This window comes from Butyrivibrio sp. (genome assembly GCF_017635265.1).
In the GTDB taxonomy this organism is placed as follows: Bacteria; Bacillota; Clostridia; order Lachnospirales; family Lachnospiraceae; genus Butyrivibrio.
Window position 1 is genome coordinate 1 of record NZ_JAGBLU010000135.1, and the last position, 23,969, is coordinate 23,969.

Here is a 23,969-nt window from a genome sequence, read left to right on the forward strand (position 1 = left end):
GAAATACATATAGAACACACGTTGAGAAATACCTCTGGGGAGATTCACCCTTCTGGAGCGCAAGTTACTTTTGTGCAACTACCGGAAGCGTTTCTCTTGATACCGTTAAGAAATACATCGAAGATCAGCAAACAGAAGAACACAAACGCAAATACATTAAGACTGGGAAATACAGAAAGAAAAGCTAGTGCGATTCATCCCACAACCGATTTCATCGGAAGGGGTTTTCTCGCACGTTGTTATAATTTTCTTATCTAAAATTTTCAAATTCATTGCAAAAATAATCATTTTATGTCATATTTCTAATGCAGATGTAAATCAGCTAAAACATTCAGACCATCAGAAACATTTAATCGTCAACAACTTTTTCTGACCAGTCTTATAAAAACACAATCACGAACATATTAGGAGAAAAAATGGCTCTTCCTCTTCCCAAGGGTAAACAAATAACAGTTGCATACAGAGAAATCTCATCGGACTACGAAATGCCATCTATGGAGGTCGCATCAGATCATTATTCTCTTGGCTTTATGATAAAAGGAGACAGAAGGATAATCACTCCCAAGATGAATTTTTCGCTTCATGCAGGCTTTGTCGGAGCAATGCGCCCTTTTGTGTACCACAGAACAATACCGGCCTCAAGCTCTGACTATGTCAGTATTCTTATAAAATTTTCTCCTGACTTCGTGGCGGATATGACTGAAAGCATTGGTTCACAGATTATGGAAAAAATATTCAAATATCCCCCGATTTCTTTTTCCGATGCTGACAGGATTAAAATATTTCAGATGGCACAGGATATATACGAAATGTATAATGCCATTGAAAAAAACGGACTCGATATGTCTGAAGGGTCAATTTCAAGATATCGACTCCAGAATCTCTTAACATATATTCTTTTGGAAATATATGAAAAAGGTCACTTTGACAGCACCAAAGCAACTATCCATGAAAGTGAACTGACTGGGCCTATCATGGAAGCTGTTTACTACATAGAAAAAAACTATATGAAGCCCTTGAAAATAGATGAAGTTGCCGCCGTTTCAGGCTACTCCGTTTCATATTTTTCCCGCATATTTGCCAAACAGCTTGGTTCTGACTTTACCGATTATCTATGCATCACAAGGCTAAAGCATGTTCAGAATCTTCTTCTAACCACAAACAAATCTGTAATGGACATATCACTTGAATGTGGATTTTCATATCCGGGTAACATGACCAGCAGTTTTAAAAAAGAATTCGGAATGACACCTCTTCATTTCCGAAAACAAAATCAAAGGAGTAACTAATATGGAATACTTAGAAAATGAATTATTAAAGTTAGGTGTTGCTGTACGCGGAGCAGAGCTTAGCAGCATATTTGACAAAAAAAGAAACAAAGAACTGCTGTGGCAGGCAGATCCAACATTTTGGAACAGACATGCACCGGTTCTTTTCCCTATAGTAGGTAATGTTAATAAAGGAGTCTTCAAATACAAAGGCAAAGAATATCCCATGTCTTCTCATGGTTTTGCCAGAGATATGGATTTCGAGTTTCTTGAAAAAACAGGAAATTCAGTCAGCTTTATCCTAAAGTCTGATGAAGAAGCCAAAAAGAAATACCCGTTTGATTTTGAACTCATAATCACACATATACTTGACGGAGATACCATAAGAGTCAGGTGGGAGGTTATAAATCCATCAGATACTGAACCTTTATACTACTCAATCGGTGGTCATCCCGCTTTTAACTGTCCTATCTTCGAAGATGAAAAGAAAACAGATTATAAAGTTAAGTTCTCTAAAAACAGCCTAAAGTATTCTCTAATTATCCAGGAAACCCGAGAGGTAGATTATGAAAACCCAAATACGCTGGAATTAAAAGATGGATACCTTGATATTGATGAGCATCTTTTTGATAAGGACGCACTTATATTTGATGATTGTCAGGTAGATGAGGTAAGTCTATGCACACCTGACGGAAAACCATATATCACTATGAACTGTGAAGGTTTCCCAAGTTTTGGTCTTTGGTCAAAGCCAAGCACTAAGGCACATTACGTTTGTCTCGAACCATGGATCGGCAGATGCGATAACAAAGGCTTTGACGGAGAACTTCCCGAGAAATACTGTGAACAGCGCCTTGCCCCCGGACAGTCGAAAAAAACAGAGTATACAATTAAAATCAGCTAAATATATCTGCATATAAAATTACGGTGTAGATTAGGGAAGCTAATCTACACCGCAATATGAAACATATTCATCATCTGAATTATCAAATCATTTCCTTTAGGCAATATGTAGCCTATCCAAAGCTTTACATATCAGAACATCAATCGTCCAAATCAAGGAATTCAAATTCAAAATCATCATCTTCGCCAATAAAGTTTTTAGCTCTTCTGCGAGGTGACTCCTCCTGAGCTTCATCTCTTCTTGATGCTGAGACTCTGTCCTCTGCTTCTTCCTGTGCCTGACGGATACGTCTTGATGCACGCTCTTCAGATCTTCTTGAAAAACGATCATCCTCTTCATCTCTTCTGGAACGCCTTGCCTGACGATCATCATCCATGTTTCTTCTGGATGCTCTGTCATCTGCATTTCTCTCAGGTCTTACTGTTCTGTCATCATCTGTATTCCTTCTGGATACTCTATCAGATCTTGAAGCTTTCTCACTTAAAGCTCTATCCTCTCTTGAAGGACGTACAGTTCTTCCTGATTCAGCCTCTCTTCTTGAAGATTCCTCAGAGGTTCTTCTAAAGGATCTGCGTCCTTTTTCTTCCTCTTCATCAGCTTTTAGACGTCTCTTTGAACCAGAAGCATCGTCCTCATCTTCACCTCTTCGTCTCTTATCGCTTGCTGAGTAACGATCATACTCTTCATCTTCATCTTCTTCCTCATCTTCATAGTAAAGAGAATCTCTAAGCTTAAGAGCAAGGATAATAATACCGATAATAAGCGCAGCAACGGCAATTCCAAGCGCTATGGCAACTTTCTTAAATGTGTTTGCCTGCTTGGTAACAGTAGGAACTGATTCCGCAACTTCAATAAGCTGCTCAACCTGAACTCTCTGACCTTTTTCATAGTCATAAAGATACCATACATCATCTTCATATTTAAGTTCAAAAGAGCCATCTCCGACCTGAGCGGTCTCTGCTTCCTGTGACTGCTCTGCTTCTGAAGTCTCTGAAGTTTCCTCGCCTTCACTGCCTTCAGCCACTTCAGCATTTGCTGCTTCAGCGCTATCGCCTTCAGTACTTTCTGCAGTCTCAGTAGTTTCAGCAGGAGCTGTCTCTACTATGTTCAGCAAATCACTTCTTACAAAACCGGTTTTTGCATTAGCACCATATGTAATCTGATACCATGTCTTGCTGTCAGTACCTGTTGCCTCTCCTGTAATTGTTACAGAATCACCCTTTGTAAGATTTCCAACCTGCTCATATCCTGTACCGGCCCCTGAACGAACCTTACAATTATCAACAGCTGTTGCACTCTTTTGATCAGTAGCAGTTACAGTTGTTGCAGGAAGTGAAGCAGCCGCTGCATTAGCTTCAGTTGTAGTTGAAGTCGAAGTTGATGTTGTAGTACTTGTGCTGCTATCAGACGAGCCTGACTTTTTAACAAGATCACTTCTTACATATCCATACTCGCTTTTGTTAACTCTGATTTTGTACCAGACATATCCTGAAGCATCTGTTTCTTCATCAACAATATCTATTGTATCCCCGATTTTTAAACTTGAAACCTGTGTTGCCGTTGTACTTGCAGATTCTCTGACTTTAACATTGTCCTGACTGACAGTACCTGTTGTTTCAGTATAAGCAAATGCAGTAAGTCCTGCTCCGGTAAAAATAACCAAACCGGCAATCAGTGAAAGTACTACGTTCCCAATTCTCTTTCCCTTATTTTTTTTCATTTTACCTCCTTCGCATCATCGATAGCCTTTCCAATATCATGACGCATATACTTGTTTTCAAAGCTAACCCACTCTGTAGCTTCATAGGCTTTTTTGCGAGCCTCTGCAAGTGTATCACCCTTTGCTGTTACACCAAGAACTCTACCGCCATTTGTAACTATCCCCTCCGGAGTAGCTTTGGTTCCTGCATGGAAGCAATAATACCCCTCCTTGCCTTTGAAATTTTCAAGACCTGTAATAAGCTTGCCCTTTTCATAGCTTACAGGATATCCCTCACTTGCAAGTACCACACAAACTGCAGCCTTATCCTCAAATTCAAGCTCTGTCTCAGCAAGTTTACCATCTATACATGCATTGAACACGTCTATTATATCAGTTTTGAGTCTTGGAAGCACCACCTGGGCCTCGGGGTCACCAAATCTGGCATTATACTCCAAAACCTTAGGTCCATCCTCTGTAAGCATAAGTCCAAAGAAAATAACTCCCTTAAACTCTCTGCCTTCACTAGCCATAGCCTCCACAGTCTTGCCGTAAATATGTTCACGGCAAAACTTATCAACTTCTTCTGTATAGAAAGGACTAGGTGAAAAGTTACCCATTCCGCCTGTATTAAGACCTGTATCACCATCACCGGCTCTCTTATGATCCTGAGCTGATGACATAAGCTTATATGTCTTTCCATCAACAAACGACAGAACTGACACTTCTCTTCCTGTCATAAATTCTTCGATAACCATATGATTTCCGGCATCTCCGAATTTCTTATCCTGCATTATCTCTTTTACACCGCTAACAGCTTCATCATAATTTTGGCAGATCAAAACTCCCTTTCCAAGCGCTAGACCATCTGCCTTTAAAACTATAGGGAACTTGGCTGCCTTAAGATATTCAATCGCCTTGTCTGCATCATCAAAAGTCTCATACGCAGCAGTTGGAATACCATATTTTTTCATAAGATCTTTGGAAAAAGCTTTGCTTCCCTCAAGGATAGCCGCATTTTTCCTGGGGCCAAATACACGCAGTCCCTCTGCCTCAAAGGCATCTACAATGCCTCCTACCAATGGATCATCCATTCCGATGACTGTCAGATCAATTTCCTTTTCCTTGGCAAAAGCTACAAGCTTATCAAACTCCATTGGAGTAATAGGCACACACTCTGCAAGTTCTGCAATTCCACCGTTACCCGGTGCACAATAAATCTTATCGACCTGTGAGCTTCTTGATACTGCTTCTGCTATGGCGTGTTCTCTTCCGCCTCCACCAACAATTAAAACCTTCATCCTAAAATACTCTCCTCATACCCGTCAATAATAGCCTTGCCATCTACAACTTTGACTTTATTATTTGCAATAAGGTCAATAGCAAGTGGCATTATTTTCCATTCAGCCTGTTCCATTATGCGCCTTTGCAGTTTTTCAGGAGTATCATCGTTTCTCACATAAACTGCCTTCTGCAAAATAATTGGTCCTGTATCCGTTCCCTCATCCACAAAATGAACTGTGGCACCCGAAACTTTAACTCCTCTTTCAAGAACTTTCTCATGTACCTTAAGTCCATAGTATCCGGTTCCACAAAAGGATGGGATAAGTGACGGATGTATATTAATAATTCTGTTTTTGAACTCCTTTACAACAATTTCAGGAATAACCACAAGACATCCTGCCAATACTATAAGATCAGGATCCGCATCCTTAAGAATCTGTAAAAGAGCTTTATTAAAATCGTCTCTGGTCTCAAATTCCTTTGGGCTCTTTACCACATAAGGAATTCCGGCATTTTTGGCCCTCTCAATAGCATATGCACCCGGATTATTACTGTACACAAGGCAAATCTCTGTGTTAGTAATTTTTCCATCCTTTATCCCGTCTATGATTGCCTGTAAATTGGTTCCTCCGCCGGATACCATGACTGCAATTTTCATACGTACACCACCATTTTATATATTTACTGACAAAACAACATGTTGTTAAATAAGTTCGACTTTTCTTTCGCCTGCCTTAGTTTCGCCGACGATCCATGCCTTATCTCCGGAGGCTTCAATTGCCTTCAAAGCAGCATCCACATCACTTGAATCAACAGCAAGTACCATTCCAAGTCCCATATTGTAAGTGTTGTACATCATCTGCTCTTCAATTTCACCTTTTTTCTGCATAAGAGTGAAAATAGGAGGAATATCGTAACTGTCTTTTTTAATAACTGCAGTAATTCCTTCAGGAAGCATTCTTGGAATATTTTCATAGAATCCGCCACCTGTAATATGGCTGCAGCCCTTAACCTTAACCCCTGCATTCTTGATGGACTTCATCATCTTTACATAAATCCTTGTTGGAGTTAAAAGAGTCTCTCCAAGAGTAGCCCCCAGCTCATCATAATATGTATCAAGGCTCTCCTTGGTCATATCGAAAACCTTACGTACAAGTGAAAATCCATTGCTGTGCACACCTGTAGATGCAACACCGATAAGTGTATCACCTGCTTTAATGGTACTTCCGTCAATCATATCCTTGCGGTCAACTACACCTACTGCAAATCCGGCTACGTCGTACTCATCTTCCGGCATAAGATCCGGATGTTCTGCTGTTTCACCACCAATAAGAGCAGCATCAGACTGCTTGCAGCCTTCTGCAACTCCCTTTACGATTGCTGCTATTTTTTCGGGAATGTTTTTACCACAAGCTATATAGTCAAGGAAAAACAGTGGTTCACCACCGGCACAGGCAACATCATTAACACACATTGCAACTGCATCAATTCCTATTGTGTCATGTTTATCTAAAAGAAAAGCAAGTTTAATCTTGGTTCCTACACCATCAGTTCCTGATAAAAGAACCGGATCTTCCATGTTCTTTATATCTTTTAATGAAAAAGCTCCTGAGAAACCACCAAGTCCTCCAAGAACTTCAGGTCTCATTGTCTCTTTTACATAAGCTTTCATAAGCTCTACAGACTTGTAACCTGCCTCAATGTCAACGCCAGCTTTCTTGTAATCCAGTGCCATAATAAACTCCTCTTTTTCTGTATTTTTATAATAAGTATTAATAATTCTTATATCCGACTTCCTGAAGATGCTGATCTTTTTTTACAACACCATCCTTTAAGGAAGCGGTATATGCTTTCAATTTAGACAGAAGTTCCGAATCTGATGTAGCCAAAATCTTGGCTGCAAGGATTCCGGCATTTGCTCCGCCATTTATAGCAACTGTAGCTACAGGGATTCCTGTTGGCATCTGAACAATGCTATATAGAGAATCACGACCTCCAAGTGAAGTTGTATGCATAGGTATTCCGATAACAGGCATTGGAAAAATTGCTGCGCACATACCCGGAAGATGTGCTGCCATTCCCGCTCCCGCAATGATTACCTTAAAACCTTTTTCTTCCGCAGTTTTGGCATATTCAAAGAACTCGTCCGGTTCTCTGTGTGCTGAGATGATCCTCATCTCATAAGATATTCCAAGCTCCTCTAAAATATCTGCTGCCTTTGCCATTACCGGCATGTCTGAGTCACTACCCATTACAATTCCAACTTGTGCCATTTAAAGTCTCCTCCATAATTGCAAGTTCAGGTCGGATGCGGATACCGTAAGTATACTAACGGCATCCGGCTCCTTTTTTTCAATGATATAATAGCATAACACAATATATTGTGCTACTTTTCCTTTTTTCCTATAGTGCATCAAATACTGGTCTTTTAACAGTTTATCTTATTGGTCAGCCAGGCGAATTGGTGCGTTAAGCTCTTCAGTTCCCGGAAGAACAAATCTTCCGTTTTGAATGATAACGATTCCCTCTCCGTTTTCCTTGACCGCTCTGATTTCTCCAAGCTCATCATAAGGAATAGTTATATCCGTATGACAGCTAAAATACGCTTTATCAGGATCAGTCTTTCTATTTAAAGAGATTTCGTTATCTCTCGCAATAATGCTCTTTCCATCAGGGTTATATGTGATATTGTCTTCTTCGTGAGAGTAACAGGTATCACCTACGGCAAAATGCGGTCCTGTTTTTTCGGCTATAAGAATAGGCAACTTATCCGCTATATTGTAGTCCCTCGCCATTTGGTATGCAGTTGTATTGGTTCCGATAGCAAACTCACCAATAGGAAGAGTTTTGTGATTAAAAAGAATATTGTCGTTAATATACTTTTTGTTTTCCTCATCGGAATCAAAATTTGAACAATTATAATCTTTTACACATCCGTCTTCGAAGATAATCTCAAGATTCTTAAACAGTAATCCATTAAGATATACTCCGGATACATGAAGTGTTCCCCTGGTTCCTTTTAAAACAGGAGAAGTAAATACCTCTCCGACAGGAATATTTACATCAGCAACACTGTTTTCAAAGTTGGTCTCGTGAGCTTTATCTTTTAACTCATGAAGCATAACCTTCATATCTGTTTTGTTGCCATTCATTCCCTTGACTTCAACATAGGACGCTTCATCAAGCGCATCTATTATTTTTTGCTGAATGCCCTGATACAGCTTGTAATCAAGTGTGTTTATCCGAACCACTTCGTTGAAGATTTCAGAAAACCTTGGTCCTATTTCAGGAACGGGGAAAGCAATGATTGTAAAGCTTCTTTCCTTGCCTATTACATATTCATTCATAATAAGGCTGTTCTGAATCTTGAACTCACTAAGCAGTTTTTTTTGCGCATCATCATATCGAATAGCATCCTTTTTGGGAACAGGCGAAAAAGGCTTTTCTCCGAAGGTCTCAATTACAGCCGGACCTCCATATACTTTAGCTTCTTTTTTGTACATCTCTCCTGCTGCTCTCATTGCCTCAAGACGCCTTGTAACAAGAGCTCCATCAAGGAAAAGCGCATCATCATCCTTGTGGTCATAGTCAAACTGCTTATTGGGAACAGCACCTGTATATCCTGATCTTCTGGCACTGCCAAGCATTGTAAAACCGTTAAGGCATGACCTGTAAATACTGGACTCAAGCCCGATGTCTCTGAAATTGGTGATTGCTTTTTTTACAATTCTCTCAAACCCAAGTTCATAAACTATAGCCGCTGTCTTCTTTATAGTAATGTCTTTGCCTGTCATGGCAAAGCCTATGCGATATCCTTCAGTGTAAGTATCAGCAAGCTTATCGATTTCCTCCTGAGATAAAGAACTTAAATGCTCTGCAGTCTTTAGCTCATTGTCCGTAATATATTCACCGAACCTATACAAATAACGAAGATCCGAAAGGTCGCTGTCCATAATGATATCCCTTGCATAGTCGGAAGTAGGAGCCACCATTTGAGCAAACCTGATTTTTCTCTCATCTTCAGCATAATCACTGTAAAACCAGTACATTATCTGTCTTATGTTCTCATATTCAGGAAGGTTTCCGTTTTCAACAGAAGCAAATGCACCGTACACTTCCAAAAAGAGTTCGGATCTTATTACCATGTCAAATTTATTTAGTTCAAAAGCATTTGGAATCATTGATCTTATTTCAAAATAAAGGCTTGAAAGGATTCTCCCAAATTCTTCTCCAAGTTCTTTTACTACAAACTCCGGATTACCGTAAGAGCCTGCGTAATTTTCCGGAAGTATATCCTCATACAGGGCTTTATTTCTTGCCTTTAACTCTTCCAGCGAATCGTTTTCTTTTCCTCCGCTGATAGCCCAGTTCAAGGTTTCATCCATCATTTCAATAAAAGAAGCAACCTTCTTAAAATAATCGTCAAACTTTGCGTTTTCCAAATGTTCATTTTTTATTTCTTTTATTCTGGAAATGGCAAGTTCATATCTTTCATTTATCACTTCGCCATCATTTTCAAATTCATAGTAAAGCTCTTCACTCATTCCTTATCCCAATCCTAATATCAAAATAAAAACAACAAAAAGGAAGGCTACTAGGTTCAGTGCTATCCCGAGATTTGGAAACAATTTGAAAATATCTTTTTCAAATCTGGACATTATTCCAAGCACCAGCCCTATACATGAAAATATCGCCGCAACAAATGCCGCTGCGGCGTATCTCATAATAGCCTGCCCATTATTAACATATGAAAAATATACTGCCAGAACCAGTGCTGAAACAGACAGTACACCAAGTACAGTAGACATAATTCCCTTCTCAGGATGTCTGTTGTCGGTAAACATATATCTGTCTCTTACCGGTTCAAGTTTCTTAATCTTTAATCTAATAAAGCTTAGCTTACCCATCTTACCACTTAGATAATAATTTTCTTTCTGCTTCCGAGGAGCTTACCACCGCTGATAATCAGAAGCACCCCAACTGAAACTCCCACAACTATAGAAATAACGCCAAAGGCGATATTAACCGCCCCACAGTTTCCAAGAACTTTATATGTCTGCTCGTCCATTGTTATCCCCCTTATTTTGCGCCGTATTCAGCGTAATATTCATCAATGGCTTTCTTGATATCCTTGTTTATAACAACTTCTCCATCAATAGGCTTATTGTAAAGATAACTTACCACCTCATCCATTTTAACGATAGCAGATGCACTAAAGCCATATTTTTCTTTTATCTCTTCAAGGGCACTCTGATCTGACTCAAGACCCTTTTCCTGTCTGTTAAGCGATACCATAAGTCCGACAATATCGCAGTCCGCCTGTTCCTGAATAATAGGAACTGTCTCTTCTATAGACTTGCCTGAAGTTGTAACATCTTCAATGATAAGCACTCTGTCGCCGTCTCTTAGCTTGGAGCCAAGAAGTATCCCCTTGTCACCGTGATCTTTAATTTCTTTTCTGTTAGAACAATATCTGATTTCTCTTCCATAAAGCTCACTGATTGCCATACTCGTTGCTACAGCAAGCGGAATTCCCTTATATGCAGGTCCAAAAAGAACATCAAATTCAAGTCCAAAGGTATCATGAATAGCCTTTGCATAGTAATTGCCAAGCTTTTTTAGCTGGGCTCCTGTCACATAAGCTCCGGCATTCATAAAGAAGGGCGATTTTCTTCCACTCTTTAAAGTAAACTCTCCAAACTTAAGAACATTACTATCAACCATGAATTCAATGAATTCTTCTTTGTATCTTTCCATCCCAAAAGTCTCCTTTTTTAGCTTTTTTAGATTATAACACCTATGTTATGTATACACAATTTTAAAAAGAGCTAAATCAAGTTTTATATTATCTGTCTGCAAGAGCATCAGCTATATCCTTTTTCATATCAAGAACCGCTGCCCTTGACGCCTCACCGACTTTTCCATCGCTGAACTGCTTATAGTTTTCGCTCTTCCAGGCAGCAATAATACCACGTGAAGAATTAACAATCGCACCAAGTCCGTCTTTATTAAAGAAATGAACAAGATCTTTGCCCTTGCCGCCCTGTGCGCCATAGCCAGGAACCAGTATATATGCATGTGGCATGATGTCTCTTAAAACTTTACCCTGTTCAGGGTAGGTAGCTCCGACTACAGCACCGACATTACTGTATGAACCATCCATAGAATCAAGGCCCCATTTTTCTACCTGCTCACCTACAAGCTCATACAAAGGTCTTCCTTCTATTTTCTGATCCTGAAATTCTCCGCTTGATGGATTGGAAGTCTTAACAAGCACAAAAATACCTCTGTCCTCGCTATTGCAGACCGAAATAAAAGGCTTAACACCGTCGGAACCAAGATAAGGATTAACCGTAGCAAAATCTTCGTCAAATCCTCTAAATATCTTGTCACCTATCTTGACTGAGCCAAGATGACCAACAGCATAAGCCTCTGATGTAGAGCCAATATCTCCTCTTTTTATATCTCCGATTACCAACAGACCTTTTTCTCTGCAATAATCAACTGTTTTCTTAAATGTCATAAGTCCCGGAAGTCCAAGCGCCTCATACATAGCAATCTGAGGTTTTACGGCAGGAACCAGATCATAAATATTGTCGATAATCTCCTTATTGAACTGCCAGAAAGCCTCTGCAGCTCCTTCTAAATTCTCCCCTTTTTCCTCAAAGCATCTTTTTTTGATAGTTTCCGGAACAAAATCAAGTTTGGGATCAAGTCCCACTACAATTGGTGCACCTGTCTTTTCAATTCTGTCAATAAGCTTTGAAATCATTTAACTTTTTCCTTTTTTATTATTTATCATTTACGACTTTTAAAGAAGTCGTCGATAGCGCCGGTAAGCTTTTCTTTTGGCATGGATTTAAGAAGGTATTTCTCAGGTTTAAGACTTACTACCTTCATTACGCTTTCCTTATCATCTTTGGCTGTGAGGAATATAACAGGCGTATGTTTCATCTTCACACTGTTCCTGATTTCTTTTAACACTTCAGGTCCGCTCATAACCGGCATCTCATAATCTAAAAGAACCAGATCCACAGGATTCTGAGCTAAAAAAGAAAGCGCAATTTTGCCCGAGCTTGCCATATAAACATGGTATTTCACAGAAAGCCATGTCTTCATCATTCTAAGCATAGCACCGTCATCATCTATTATGAGTATCTTTTTCTTCATACTCTCATCAACTGCGCTGTATTCTACCACGGAATCCAGGTGTTCCGCAAGAAGCTTTACGTCCAAAGGTCTCAAATATGTTTCCTGAACCTTCTCCTTGGCAATATATTCAAGAGCAAGATTAAGCTCATCCCTGTTTCCAATAAGATAAAGCATAAACCTTTCCGAATCAATAGCTTCGTTCAAATACTTAAAAAGATCTGTATCATCCATTGTCATATCGCCAAGATACAAAAGGTATATGCGTGGTTTATCCTCTATTTCCTTTATAGCGCCTGCTTTAGGAGCAACACTTATTACTTCGTAATCTTCTTTTTGAAGGCCAACAACAATTGCATTGACCATAAAGCTCTTTGTATGACCTATCAGGAATACTTTCTTTTCCATATTGGTTCCTTTCGATTTTTCGCTTACTATTACAATATATTCAAAAGACCATCTCTGTCAACCGCTCCCATAAGTCTCTTGATTTCACTATGTTTAGCAGCATACTCATTGGGAATTCTGTACTCTTGTAGCATTTTCATTATATCATCAGCGCTGTCAAAGTACGAAGCTGAAACAAATTCTTTTATGGATGCATAGGCACTTTCAAGCTCATCCGCATCGATTTCAGGCTTATCTATATCTTCCTCTTGAGTTAAAACCGCAAGCTTACTGTTATAACTTCTGTACAATTCCAAAAGCTCCGGAGTAAGCTTTTTTATCTCATCCACATTTCCATCATTTCCGCATTGTTCAAGGTATTCTGCTCTGTCAGCAAGATCCAGCGCTCCGATTGCCCTTGCTGAGCTCTTAAGTCCGTGAACATAAATGGTGTAATTCTTTATATTGCCTTCAGACTCGTATCTTTCAATGAGTCCCGACCTTTCATCAATGGCAAGTTTAAAGTCTTTCATGACTTCTTTGGCAACTTCGGCAGAACCGCATCTGGCAATTGCAGATTCCACATCAACACCGTTTATCTTAAGGATATCCTGCATTGCCTCTCTGTCTGTCTCTTCTTCCTTTTCCTCATTGGAAACAAAATCCTTATCTCCGGGCCTTGAAACTTTAAAAGAAGGCAGATAGCTCATTATCATATCTTCAAGCTTAAGGGGATCAACAGGCTTTGACATATAGTTGGTAAAGCCCTCTTTTACATACATTTTCCTTGAGCCCGATACCGCATTGGCTGTAAGAGCTATAACCGGTGTCTTTTTATTAAGATTTCCCGACATTTCCTCCATTGCATGGAAAGTCTGTATGCCATCCATTTCAGGCATTCTGTGATCCAAAAAGATAATATCATATTTATTTTGGGATACCATTTCAAGTGCTTCCATACCGCTTGTTGCCGTGTCGACTGTTATCTGTGTTTTCCTTAAAAGCCCTTCCACAACAGTTAAGTTGGTCTTGGTATCATCAACTACCAGTATCCTGGCATTCGGCGCATGGAAGGTCTCACGATAATCGTGGGTATCTCTCACCGCCTCATTATATGCCTGACTAAAATTCCCAATAGGCTCTATATCCACTACCTGTTGTACTACGGCAAAAGAGAATTCGCTTCCCTTTCCATATTCACTCTTAACTATAAGCTTTGAATTCATCATTGCAAGAAGGCTGTTGACAATGTTTATTCCAAGTCCCGATCCTTCAATGGTCCTGTTTCTCTTTTCATCAATTCTCTCAAAGGCTCCCGAAAGTTTCTCAATATCCTCCTCACGGATTCCAATTCCGGTATCAGTTACCTTTACTTTCAAAAGAATCCTGTTTTCCTCGAATAAATCATCGGAATTTTCCGCTTCTGCGTTGTCATAGGTTATATCAACAGTAACGTTTCCGACCTCGGTGTATTTAATGGCGTTGGTCACAATATTGATGATGCATTGCTTTATTCGTACTTCGTCCCCATAGAGCACGTGAGGAATCTCTTCTTCAACATTTACATTAAACTCAAGATTTTTTTCAACGGCCCTTACTCTGGCCATATTGACCACATCATTTATAAGGGAGCGAAGTTCATATTCAACAGGTATGATTTCAAGCTTTCCGGCTTCAATTTTTGAAAAATCAAGTACATCGTTTATAAGAGCCAGAAGAGTCTTACCGGAACTCTGTATATCTTTGGCATACTGTATTACTGTACTGTCGTTACTCTCTCTTAGGATCATCTCATCAAAACCGAGCACTGCATTGATAGGTGTTCTTATCTCATGGGAAATATTAGATAAAAACCGCGACTTTGCTTCATTGGCACTTTTTTCTATATTGAGCTGATCTTCTATATTCTGCCTGGTTTTTACCAGCTCTATATATTCCATCAGCCTGTAAATGGTCAAATCTACCGCATGATAAAGTTCCTCTATTTCATCATTTGTATGAATATGGAGATTATGAACCTCTTTTACACTCTTGGTAATATCAATATCCGTGGAATTATAAATTCCGGTCACAGCTTTCGACAAGCTTCTTATGGGCTTTACAATTCTGGCCTGGGCATATCTGTTAACAAAAACAGCCAGCGGAATAACTATAATGGAAATAAGCATTGCCAGCTTTACACTAAAGGCTGTACTTCTAAGCCTGTAGCCGTTTAGCTCAAGTTCCCGCGTGCTTATAAGAGTCTCTTCCATCATGGATGCGCTGACTTTACTTTCCAACATCTCCGCATTGGTGATATCATCCCAATTCTCGCCAGAGCTTTCTTCCAACGCAGCTACATCAACTTTCATAGTGGGAATCAGGGTATTGGAAGCCAGCTCCGCAGAAATACCAAGGACAATTGCCTCAAAAACGATTATCTGCATAACAACCGCTCCAATTTTGGATTTGCCCTCTACCACATATTTTTCATCTTCATCCAGCATTGCCGGATCAACGTAAAATTTCCCGTTTCCAAGTTTAATTTTTTTATCATCGGAAAGAAATCTGAAAAGTGCATATACAACAAAGCACCCAACAAAGCATCCGGGTGCCTCATTCAGAAAAAACAACACTCCTGACTCAGGCGTAAATTTAAGCAAATCCTGACGAGCCAAAAGCACAAGAATAACTCCCCAGAAATTTCCTGTTAAGAGCTGTAAAAAAATTGCAGTTAAAATTGTCCCGGGAACATTTGAAAATAAGCGTTTTCTGGCAAATACATCAACAATCAGAGAAACTAACAGATATATAAAACACAAATACGAAAAACTACTGTATGCAAAAGACTTATAAATAAAAACAATAAGAACACTAAACATTCCGGGCACCGCTCCTCCAAGAGCTGTGACCAGAATGATAGGAATGTACTTGAAGATATAATAAATGCCGGCCAGAACCTGATTCATTTCATCTACATACAAAATCTGTCTGGTATAAGCAATCGTAAAAAACGATGCCAAAAAGATCATAACTAAATTAATCAGTGCCTTTTCCGATATCTTCCTGTTATTTTTCATATAAGCCTCTAAAGTAGCTACTGCCTGGTTCCCAAGCAGTAGCATTAAGTTTTTTCACATGTGACCATCACGATGCATTGAAAACTTATCCATAGGATAATTTTTCAGGTTATCCAAAACTTTTCTCTCATCCGCTTTTGAAAGCAGCGCCTCTCTGGCCTTGTTGATTTCAGTGATATGCTTGTGCCTGGATGGGCCGCCTACACATCCTCCCGGACATACCATTCCTTCTATAAAATCTTCAGGAAGCCTTCCGACCTTCAAAAGAGTCAGTGCCTTTTTGCATTCGGCTCCGCCTGCTGCCCTTAAAAGCTTCAGTCCCGAAGTATCCACACCTCTTTCCTGCATGCACTCTATTACTGCATTTGCTACTCCGCCACTTGTCGCAAATCTTTTTCCCCATATTGAAGATTCCTGATAAGAATCAGTGACAGGCTCAAACGTAATATCTTTTGATCTCATAAGTGCTCTGAGTTCACCATATGTAACAACATAATCAGCATTTCCTTCAACGGATTTGTCCTGCGCCTCAGATTTTTTGGCTATACAAGGTCCCACAAAAACAGTTACGCATCCGGGCCTTGTGGCCTTAAGATATCTTGAAATAGCGCACATTGGTGAAACGGTACTTGACATATTGTCTTTGTACTGATCAGGAAAGTGCTTTTTTAACATATTTATAAATGCAGGGCAACACGAAGTTGTCATTTTATGTCCGCTGTTATAAGCTTCAGTCCATTCTTCAGACTCGTAGGCTGCCGTCATATCGCCGCCAAGTCCTACTTCAACCATGTCAGAAAATCCAAGTTTCTTAAGACCTTCTTTTATTGAAGCCATGGATATATCTTCACCGAACTGCCCCTCTGTTGCCGGTGCGCACATGGCAATAACTTCTTTGCCTGCCTTTATTTCTTTTATGATATCAACCAAAAAGGTCTTACTGCCTATAGCTGCAAAAGGACAGCTATGTATGCAGTGACCGCACTGGATACACTTATCTTCATCAATCTTGCAGTAGCCGTATTCATCGTAAGTAATGGCTCCTACAGGACATGCCTTCTTACAAGGTCTTTCAAGATGAACGATTGCATTATACGGGCATGCATTTGCACACATTCCGCACTCTTTACACTTGGCAGGGTCTATATGCATATGTGTATCACCCGGTGTTATTGCTCCAAACTTACAAGAATTAAGACATGCCTTACCCATACAAAATCTGCAGTTATCCGTTACGGAATATGCAGAAATAGGGCATTCATCACAGGCCGGATCAATAACCTGTACTATATTCTCCGAATCCGGGTTATACGACGGACTCTTTGCCTGAGCAAGTCGTATTCGCTGTCTTACAATTTCTCTTTCCTTATAGACACAACATCTGTAGGAAGGCTTCGGACCCGGAATAATTTTAAGAACAAGCTCTTCAATATGTTCGGGATCGTTTTTGCCCTCCCATTCCAGTCTGCAGACCTGCTCCATAATATTGTGTTTAAAACGATTCATACTAACGTCATTTGTTACCATAAAAAATCTCCCAACTTTTTATCTCTTGTTTATCATACTTGCCAGATATCCGGCACCAAATCCATTATCTATATTGACAACGCTAACCCCACTGGCGCACGAATTGAGCATGGATAAAAGTGCTGCAAGTCCTCCAAATGCAGCTCCGTACCCAACACTTGTAGGAACTGCAATAACAGGGCAGTCTGCCATTCCGCCCACTACGCTTGCAAGAGCCCCTTCCATGCCGGCTATGGCAATGATAACATTGGCGCTCATTATCTGTTCCATACTCTCTTTGTTGATAAGCCTGTGAATTCCCGCTACCCCGACATCATAAAGTCTCACTACATTATTTCCCAAAAACTCTGCAGTTCTGGCAGCTTCCTCAGCTACAGGCATATCGCTTGTTCCGCCTGTGGCAACCACGATTTTCCCGACCGCTTTTGATTTGTCAGGCTCATTTCCCGCGATACCAATCCTGCTCAGTTCGTCATAGCTAAGATTTAGTGTATCGTCTTTTTTATTTTGTAAAAAAAAGTCACGGGCATCACGAGACATTCTTGTTATAAGCACGCTTTCCTGCCCATGTGACAAAAGCTTACGTGCTATCTCTAAAATCTGCTTAGGTGTTTTGCCCTGACCATATATAACCTCCGGGCTTCCCTGTCTCAGTCCCCTGTGAAAATCAGGCTTTGCAAATCCCATATCTTCAAACGGTGCTTCTTTTAACTTAAGAACAGCATCATCAATAGAACTCTCACCCTTTTTTACAGATTCCAAAAGCTCTTTTATGGCTTTTTCGTCCATTCCTGCTCTCCTCAAATCCCCATTTTGTCGCTCAAAAACAGTTACTGTCCGTTTTTTGGTCTGTAACCGCTATTCGTCTATATTATTCTACCATAATACCTCTATAAATAATTATTAAAGAATCATAAAAGAGCACATACTGATTAAACCTCAAAATTGTGGTATAATCAGTTTCGCTTTTACTTTTTATCAATGGAGGTTTTGTATGAATATACATCTTTGTAAAGGGGATGAATCTTTGGAGCAGGCCCTTGTATATATCAACGAACACGACAGTGAAGGAAGAAAATACACTTTTGACAAAGAAGCTGACAGATGTTACATCGGAGATGAAGCATTTGCGAGTGCTCCGGTTCTCATTAACTACAAAAATACATATTACGCGCTGCACGAGGTAAAATAACATGAATGCCATCAAAAATTGGGCCAGAGAATACTTTTCACAAAAAGATTTTACAAAGCGTCTGTTTCTGATGCTTATCGGCGTTTTCCTTATGGGATTTTTCCTGTCGTTTCTTATAGAGGTTGACCTTGGAACTGATCCATGTACATTTATGAATCTCACTATTTCAAGAAAACTGGGGATTCTTTTAGGAACATGGCAACTGGCATTAAATCTTGTGCTTTTCATATTTGTATGTATATGGGGAAGAAAATATATAGGATTTGGAACAATCGCCAACATGGTATTTGTCGGATACATCGCGGATTTTTTCTGCTGGGTATGGGGTAAAACAATTCCTTCGGAATGGTTTACAGCTTTTCCTTCAAGAGCAGTTATTTTTGTTCTTGCACTGTTCTGTTTCATAATCGCCGTATCATTTTATATCAATGCAGCAATGGGCGTATCTCCCTATGATGCAATGCCGCAAATTTTATCCGATAAAGTGTTTAAGAAGATTCCTTTCACCTATATCAGAATGGCATATGACTTTTTAGTTATAATAGTCGGAATAATATTTGGCGGAACACCGAATATTGGAATAGTATTGATGGCACTTTTCCTCGGACCTGTTATTACTGCCGTCGGAAAAGAGCTTAACAAACTCGTATTTCACTTATGATTTATAATTAAGATCAAAAACAGATAGAAGCAAACGCTCCTATCTGTTTTAAATTTGTCTTATGCTCTGATCTTTACAAAAGCTACAGCTTTCTTTTCTTCAGTATGCTTGGTTCTTCGTACCAGATCGGTTGTATGAACTGTGTACTCAGATTCTGCATCCTCATCCTGCACACTTTCAGCACCCAACATATCAAGCGCTTTGAATTTGCCGTATGATAAGTTCTGCTCCTTTGCCTTGATAGCATCAGTCATAATTGCTATGCAACTCTGACTCAAGCCTGTTTTAGTCTTTGCGGAACGTCTCATTATTAAATTCCTCCATCTCATAAGAAATATTTTTTCATCAGATGATACGGCATGCAAAGCACCTGGAAAAAGGCCCCTCAACCTATTGTATCTCTACACCGTTTTTTTCATCTAATGGGTACATTATATACCAACGCCTTATGAAATGGTAGACACTTCAGCCCTCTGAATTATTAAAATTTTATGAAATAAAGTTTCACTTCTGCACTTTTATGCGATCATCTCCGGCCAGATAATTAAGCAGCGCCTGTCTGGCATGCTCTTTATCTGTAGCTTCTACACTTACCATAAACTGATATGTATGCTTTTTGGGACCACCAAGACGGTTAAGTCTCTCTGCCTCAGCAATTGACTTATCCTTCGTATCTTCGCTTGTCATCTCCATAATATCGTTGATGGCAAAGCTCTTAAACATTTCTTTATGCTTGTCGTCCTTAAGATATCTTTCAATAAGCCCTATGGTGTTGCCCAGATTTAAGTATTCGCCATGAAGGAAGCTCTCCATATCAAGGATTTCATTACGTCCGTCAGCCGCGTCATCATCCCAGGATAGTTCCTTATCCATAAACTCTTGTGTTCTGTCTGCATTGGCCTTCTGCCAGTCCATGACATACCATTTCCAGATCTGTAGTCTTTTCCTGTTTATGTCCTCATCACTAAGCTCTGCCATCTTTTGAACTGCATGTCTTACTCCTCGTGACACCAGAGCCTCGGTAGTATCGGAAATAACGTAGTTTCTACTCTCAACACGAGATTTTTTTGCAGTATTCTCGATGGAAAGCTCCAGTTCCCCGTCAGATACACGAATGAGAAAAAGTGAATAATCACCATGACGTGCAATAACAACCGGTCTTTGAGCGAGAATGGTATCTTTAAACTCGTTAAAAGACTTTAAGACATCATCATTTTGAATATAACGAAAGGTTCTGCTCATTTAATTCCTCTTTTCAAGGTATAATTCTTTAAAATTATCTATTTTGGATGGTCTGCCCAAATGATAGCCCATCATCTCTGATATCGGATAGCTCTTGGCAATATTAAGAGTTTCCTCATCTTCAATGCCTGTGTAACAGGTCCTGATTCCCAGCCTGTGGGTAAAAGATGTAATTGCCTCCACCATATACCTGGTAGACAGATTACCGGCAATTCCGCCTGTTACTGCCGGCACAAGGTTTATCAGGTCGATCGGAAGATGTCTTACATAATCAAGAGATGCAAAATCCGAAACATCCAGTCCTATCCTGATTCCACAGGATTTCAAAAACTCAATCTGGCTCTTTAAATGTTCCAGTCCAAGTTGCCTGCTACTGGGGGCCAGTTCAAGACACAAGCCTGTAGCAGGATAACCTATTTTTCTTAAAATTTCAATAAGGGTAGTCCTGAAATCTGATCGTTCAAGCTGCATAAATGCCAGATTTACGCATAAATAAAAATCTCTTTTTTCTTTTCTGATCCCGATGGCATCACGCAGCGCATTTTCCAAAATCCAATTTCCAAGAGAATAAAAAACGCTGTCCTGCTCAAGCCATGGTAAAAAATCAGAAGGAGACACTTCTCCAAAAGGTTCTTTTTGCCATCTTACAAAGACTTCCATACCAACAAGCCTGTTATCCGTCACAGAAAAAATAGGCTGGTATTCCAAATGAAATCCGTCAAATCCGTTTATTACACAGTTTCTTACCGCATCAACAAGTTCTATACTTCTCCTGTTATTGTCCAGCTGATCATTGTGGAAAATAATAAGGTTTCCATGCCTCTGAGTCTTTGAATGATCCAGCGCATACTTGGCACTTGTATAAATGGAATGCTCATCTATTTCAAAATCAGTTGAAATTATGGCTCCTCCGCCTATTTCGGCACCAACCTTCTTTCCCTCAATGCTTAAATTATCTCTTACAAATGTTCTCAGTCTTCCGTATAGTTTTTTTATCTCATCAATATCCATGGTATCGCTTATAAAGGCCATTATCGTTCCTTCACCTCTATAGGCTTTTCCCCACCCTTGAGTCTCCTGCCTGAGTTTAGTTGCAAGAGCCCTTAAGATATTGTTTCCTCTCATATACCCGTATTTTCTGTTTACGTCCGCAAAATCAATGAAGTTTATCATAAGTATTATATACTCATGCTTCATGGTTTTTAGACTTCTCATATGGTTTAACATCTCATACTGATTGGGTAATAGAGTTATGGGATCATTATTGTCCACAATCCCCTTATTGATAATGGAACATGCATAAAATACAGGTTTTCCTGCGTAGTCCTTAATTACCACTCCTCTGCAGGAACAAACTACGAATTCGCCATTTCTGTTTTTGGCTCTGTATTCGATATTTGCCTCAACCTTTTGCCCCATAAACGCGGCATCCATATATTCATTATACTTGTCCTTATCATCCGCATGGATTCTGGTTTCCCATACACTTCTTGCATTATAAACATACTCCCCGGTAAGGCCAAAATATTCTACTGCATTCTTGGACCACCTCGCTATATTTTTTTCCATGTCATAAACAAAGACATAGCGGCTTCTGGATGTCACAGCAAAGGTGTCAAAAATCCTGTTTATGGTATCGTATGTGCCTCCCATTTAGTCTCTCCCCGTTTGTCTGATTATCTAAAATCTCTGGCAGTAACTCTTCCGTTATCCTGCCCTGTAAGCCTCTTGGACTTTAAAAGCCTCTTGTTATAATACATGGCATCATCAGCTTTTTTTACAACGTCCTCAAATGTGGTTCCATCCTCCGGACACCTTGCATATCCGGCACTGATAGATGCTTTGAGCTTGTTGTCTCCAATAATAACCTCTCTTGCAACATTTTCACGCATTCTGGCTATAACACCTTCAAAGAACTTTTTATCATGGGTTCCATGTATAACAACCGCAAATTCATCTCCGCCTATTCTAAAGGCTCTGTCTTTTTCCTTGATACTATTCTTAAGCCTCTTGGCAACTATATTAAGAAGAGCATCTCCTGTCTCATGTCCATAGGTGTCATTAACCTGCTTAAAATCATTCAGATCAATATATATAAGTCCATACGGGAGTTTCTTTTTAGAAATTTCATCCATGTGTTCCTGATAACTTCTTGGATTGTAAAGATTAGTAAGGGCATCCCTGTAAGACATAACTTCAAGTTCCTTGGCATTGGCCTTAAGAGATGAATAGGCCGCTACAAGCATTGCCAAAAGAATGCTGATAGTCACTACTATTATCAGTACTCCTGCAATCTCATACAGCTCCATCCAGTTGCCCATGGGTGCGATTGAAAGAGTCCAATAACCTCCTCCAACAGTACTTATAACTGCATTAACAGGAGAAAGAAGCTCTCTCCCGGAATATTCCATAATAATATGTTCTTTTCCGGTGATAACATCTGTGCCTATGAGTTTGTATTCATAGTTCTCTTCGGCAATTCCCTTCATATTGACTTCAGAAAGGAAGTCAGACAGATTAATCGTTACTGAAGCAAATCCCCAAAAGTCATTTATACTCTTGGTATCCCCCAGATAAATAGGTCTTCTGATAATAATGCCATAATTGCCGTCAGATAAATTTACCGGCGACATTATAATACCAACACCGGTATTTTTACTGTTATCAACATATGCTCCATTTTGGGAATCCTCAAAAAGATTAATTCTTTCCGAAACTCCTCCATTCAAAGGATATATATAATTAACAACGCCGTTTGGTGCCAGTGTTATATCAACTATATCAATGTGATCATCAAACAACGCTTCACCGATTTTACTAAATGCATCCTGAGTGAGTTCACCATTACTGCTTCTGACTTCTATTTCAAGAATTCTGGTAATGTACTCCCTGTTTTGAATTTCTGTCTGAATTCTGTTAGCAATGGATTCTGCTATAAACGTTGCTCTTTCTCTTCTTATTCTTGAGGTATTGCTCAAAAAGACTATCGCTATCATTGTAGTAATAATAAGTGAGACTGTAAAAGTGATAAGTCCTAATCTGATACTACGTTTTTTTGACATTCGGACCTCCAAGCATATGTCATTTACAAAATCCCGTGGTTTTTTGGGCTATACACAGTAATTATATCATGGAATAACGTATCTTTGTTACCACAAGTCATACAATCTTAAATTAAAAATTTAAGATTGTATCAACCAAGCCAATTTAAATCAACTTCGTTGATGAGGCTTGGTTGACTCTTTACTCATATTCTCACGAAATCCGCAGTATATGCGGATTTCTGAAATTTAGTTCAAAAAGTCATACTTTCTTGTAAACTGACGCAGATGAACTGACAGTGTAGACATAGTTCTGTTCACTCCGGTATTTTTCAATGTGATAAATTGGACATGTACTTCAAAGAACCAATTTTTTGCATATCCAAGATAGACCCGAATTACCTGTTCTATGTTTATCAGGAACACATGCCTTTTGATAGCTTATTAATCCCAAGATGTATTAGGGAGAGTATTACGGCAAAAAGTATTATGCTTACGCTGAAATACTCTCCCTTTGTATGTGCGTAAGTGGATTGGCTGCGTGCGCCACCCTTGA

The 23,969-nt window shown here is 39.5% G+C and carries 23 protein-coding genes; 5 read left to right on the plus strand and 18 right to left on the minus strand.

From position 1 onward, the window contains the following. The 3 genes from J6O61_RS16595 to J6O61_RS16605 form a co-directional block, all read left to right on the plus strand. The coding region (locus J6O61_RS16595; RefSeq protein WP_292215424.1) for a transposase at window positions 1-188 on the plus strand (188 nt) is incomplete at its 5' end. A 228-nt stretch (window positions 189-416) separates the two neighbouring features. Then, entirely contained in the window at window positions 417-1,289 is an 873-nt protein-coding gene (locus J6O61_RS16600) for a helix-turn-helix domain-containing protein (protein WP_292215426.1), read from the plus strand. A 1-nt stretch (window position 1,290) separates the two neighbouring features. Next, window positions 1,291-2,172, plus strand: coding sequence for an aldose 1-epimerase family protein (locus J6O61_RS16605; protein WP_292215428.1), 882 nt, complete (start codon window positions 1,291-1,293; stop codon window positions 2,170-2,172). Window positions 2,173-2,311: 139 nt separating this feature from the next. On the opposite strand, the gene J6O61_RS16610 is transcribed toward J6O61_RS16605, so the two are convergent. The 14 genes from J6O61_RS16610 to larB all read right to left on the minus strand — a co-directional run bounded on the left by J6O61_RS16610 (window position 2,312) and on the right by larB (window position 18,066). Next, window positions 2,312-3,892 carry an SH3 domain-containing protein gene (locus tag J6O61_RS16610; protein ID WP_292215430.1) on the minus strand — a complete coding sequence of 527 codons (1,581 nt, stop codon included), beginning with the start codon at window positions 3,890-3,892 and terminating at the stop codon, window positions 2,312-2,314. Then, window positions 3,889-5,172, minus strand: coding sequence for a phosphoribosylamine--glycine ligase (gene purD / locus J6O61_RS16615; protein WP_292215432.1), 1,284 nt, complete (start codon window positions 5,170-5,172; stop codon window positions 3,889-3,891). Before purD ends, J6O61_RS16610 begins: the two co-directional genes overlap by 4 nt. Continuing rightward, window positions 5,169-5,813: a phosphoribosylglycinamide formyltransferase gene (purN, locus tag J6O61_RS16620; RefSeq protein ID WP_292215434.1), complete on the minus strand. Its 645-nt coding sequence runs from the start codon at window positions 5,811-5,813 to the stop codon at window positions 5,169-5,171. Before purN ends, purD begins: the two co-directional genes overlap by 4 nt. A 45-nt stretch (window positions 5,814-5,858) precedes the next feature. Continuing rightward, the gene (gene purM, locus J6O61_RS16625) at window positions 5,859-6,884 is read right to left on the minus strand and encodes a phosphoribosylformylglycinamidine cyclo-ligase (protein WP_292215456.1); all 1,026 of its coding nucleotides are present in this window, start codon (window positions 6,882-6,884) and stop codon (window positions 5,859-5,861) included. A 43-nt stretch (window positions 6,885-6,927) separates the two neighbouring features. Then, window positions 6,928-7,428 (minus strand): 5-(carboxyamino)imidazole ribonucleotide mutase, encoded by a 501-nt coding sequence (purE, locus tag J6O61_RS16630; protein ID WP_292215436.1) that lies wholly within the window; start codon window positions 7,426-7,428, stop codon window positions 6,928-6,930. A 168-nt stretch (window positions 7,429-7,596) separates the two neighbouring features. Beyond that, a complete protein-coding gene (locus tag J6O61_RS16635) occupies window positions 7,597-9,699 on the minus strand; it encodes an aminopeptidase (RefSeq protein WP_292215438.1) in 2,103 nt (700 codons plus the stop codon). A gap of 3 nt (window positions 9,700-9,702) precedes the next feature. Further along, on the minus strand, window positions 9,703-10,062 hold the full coding sequence (locus J6O61_RS16640; protein ID WP_292215440.1) for a DUF6142 family protein: 360 nt from the start codon (window positions 10,060-10,062) through the stop codon (window positions 9,703-9,705). Between the two features lie 8 nt (window positions 10,063-10,070). After that, complete coding sequence (locus J6O61_RS16645) at window positions 10,071-10,223, minus strand: hypothetical protein (protein ID WP_292215442.1); 153 nt, start codon at window positions 10,221-10,223, stop codon at window positions 10,071-10,073. Window positions 10,224-10,234: 11 nt separating this feature from the next. Next, window positions 10,235-10,912 carry an orotate phosphoribosyltransferase gene (pyrE, locus tag J6O61_RS16650; protein WP_292215444.1) on the minus strand — a complete coding sequence of 226 codons (678 nt, stop codon included), beginning with the start codon at window positions 10,910-10,912 and terminating at the stop codon, window positions 10,235-10,237. Between the two features lie 88 nt (window positions 10,913-11,000). Next, window positions 11,001-11,927 carry an orotidine-5'-phosphate decarboxylase gene (gene pyrF, locus J6O61_RS16655; protein WP_292215445.1) on the minus strand — a complete coding sequence of 309 codons (927 nt, stop codon included), beginning with the start codon at window positions 11,925-11,927 and terminating at the stop codon, window positions 11,001-11,003. Between the two features lie 26 nt (window positions 11,928-11,953). Beyond that, window positions 11,954-12,712 carry a response regulator gene (locus J6O61_RS16660; RefSeq protein ID WP_292215446.1) on the minus strand — a complete coding sequence of 253 codons (759 nt, stop codon included), beginning with the start codon at window positions 12,710-12,712 and terminating at the stop codon, window positions 11,954-11,956. Between the two features lie 29 nt (window positions 12,713-12,741). Beyond that, window positions 12,742-15,750 (minus strand): response regulator, encoded by a 3,009-nt coding sequence (locus tag J6O61_RS16665; RefSeq protein WP_292215447.1) that lies wholly within the window; start codon window positions 15,748-15,750, stop codon window positions 12,742-12,744. A 54-nt stretch (window positions 15,751-15,804) separates the two neighbouring features. Further along, window positions 15,805-17,277, minus strand: a complete 1,473-nt coding sequence (locus tag J6O61_RS16670; protein ID WP_292215448.1) for a 4Fe-4S dicluster domain-containing protein — start codon at window positions 17,275-17,277, stop codon at window positions 15,805-15,807. Window positions 17,278-17,295: 18 nt separating this feature from the next. Continuing rightward, complete coding sequence (gene larB, locus J6O61_RS16675) at window positions 17,296-18,066, minus strand: nickel pincer cofactor biosynthesis protein LarB (protein ID WP_292215449.1); 771 nt, start codon at window positions 18,064-18,066, stop codon at window positions 17,296-17,298. 205 nt (window positions 18,067-18,271) lie between these two features. On the opposite strand from larB, the gene J6O61_RS16680 reads away from it, so the two are divergent. Both J6O61_RS16680 and J6O61_RS16685 read left to right on the plus strand, forming a co-directional pair. Beyond that, on the plus strand, window positions 18,272-18,469 hold the full coding sequence (locus J6O61_RS16680) for a hypothetical protein (RefSeq protein WP_292215450.1): 198 nt from the start codon (window positions 18,272-18,274) through the stop codon (window positions 18,467-18,469). A 1-nt stretch (window position 18,470) separates the two neighbouring features. After that, on the plus strand, window positions 18,471-19,130 hold the full coding sequence (locus tag J6O61_RS16685) for a YczE/YyaS/YitT family protein (RefSeq protein ID WP_292215451.1): 660 nt from the start codon (window positions 18,471-18,473) through the stop codon (window positions 19,128-19,130). 59 nt (window positions 19,131-19,189) lie between these two features. On the opposite strand, the gene J6O61_RS16690 is transcribed toward J6O61_RS16685, so the two are convergent. The 4 genes from J6O61_RS16690 to J6O61_RS16705 form a co-directional block, all read right to left on the minus strand. After that, a complete protein-coding gene (locus J6O61_RS16690) occupies window positions 19,190-19,438 on the minus strand; it encodes a hypothetical protein (protein WP_292215452.1) in 249 nt (82 codons plus the stop codon). Between the two features lie 196 nt (window positions 19,439-19,634). Continuing rightward, window positions 19,635-20,372, minus strand: coding sequence for a hypothetical protein (locus J6O61_RS16695; RefSeq protein ID WP_292215453.1), 738 nt, complete (start codon window positions 20,370-20,372; stop codon window positions 19,635-19,637). Next, on the minus strand, window positions 20,373-22,025 hold the full coding sequence (locus J6O61_RS16700) for a sensor domain-containing phosphodiesterase (protein WP_292215454.1): 1,653 nt from the start codon (window positions 22,023-22,025) through the stop codon (window positions 20,373-20,375). Between the two features lie 23 nt (window positions 22,026-22,048). Next, entirely contained in the window at window positions 22,049-23,434 is a 1,386-nt protein-coding gene (locus tag J6O61_RS16705; RefSeq protein ID WP_292215455.1) for a diguanylate cyclase domain-containing protein, read from the minus strand. Window positions 23,435-23,969: the final 535 nt, after the last annotated feature.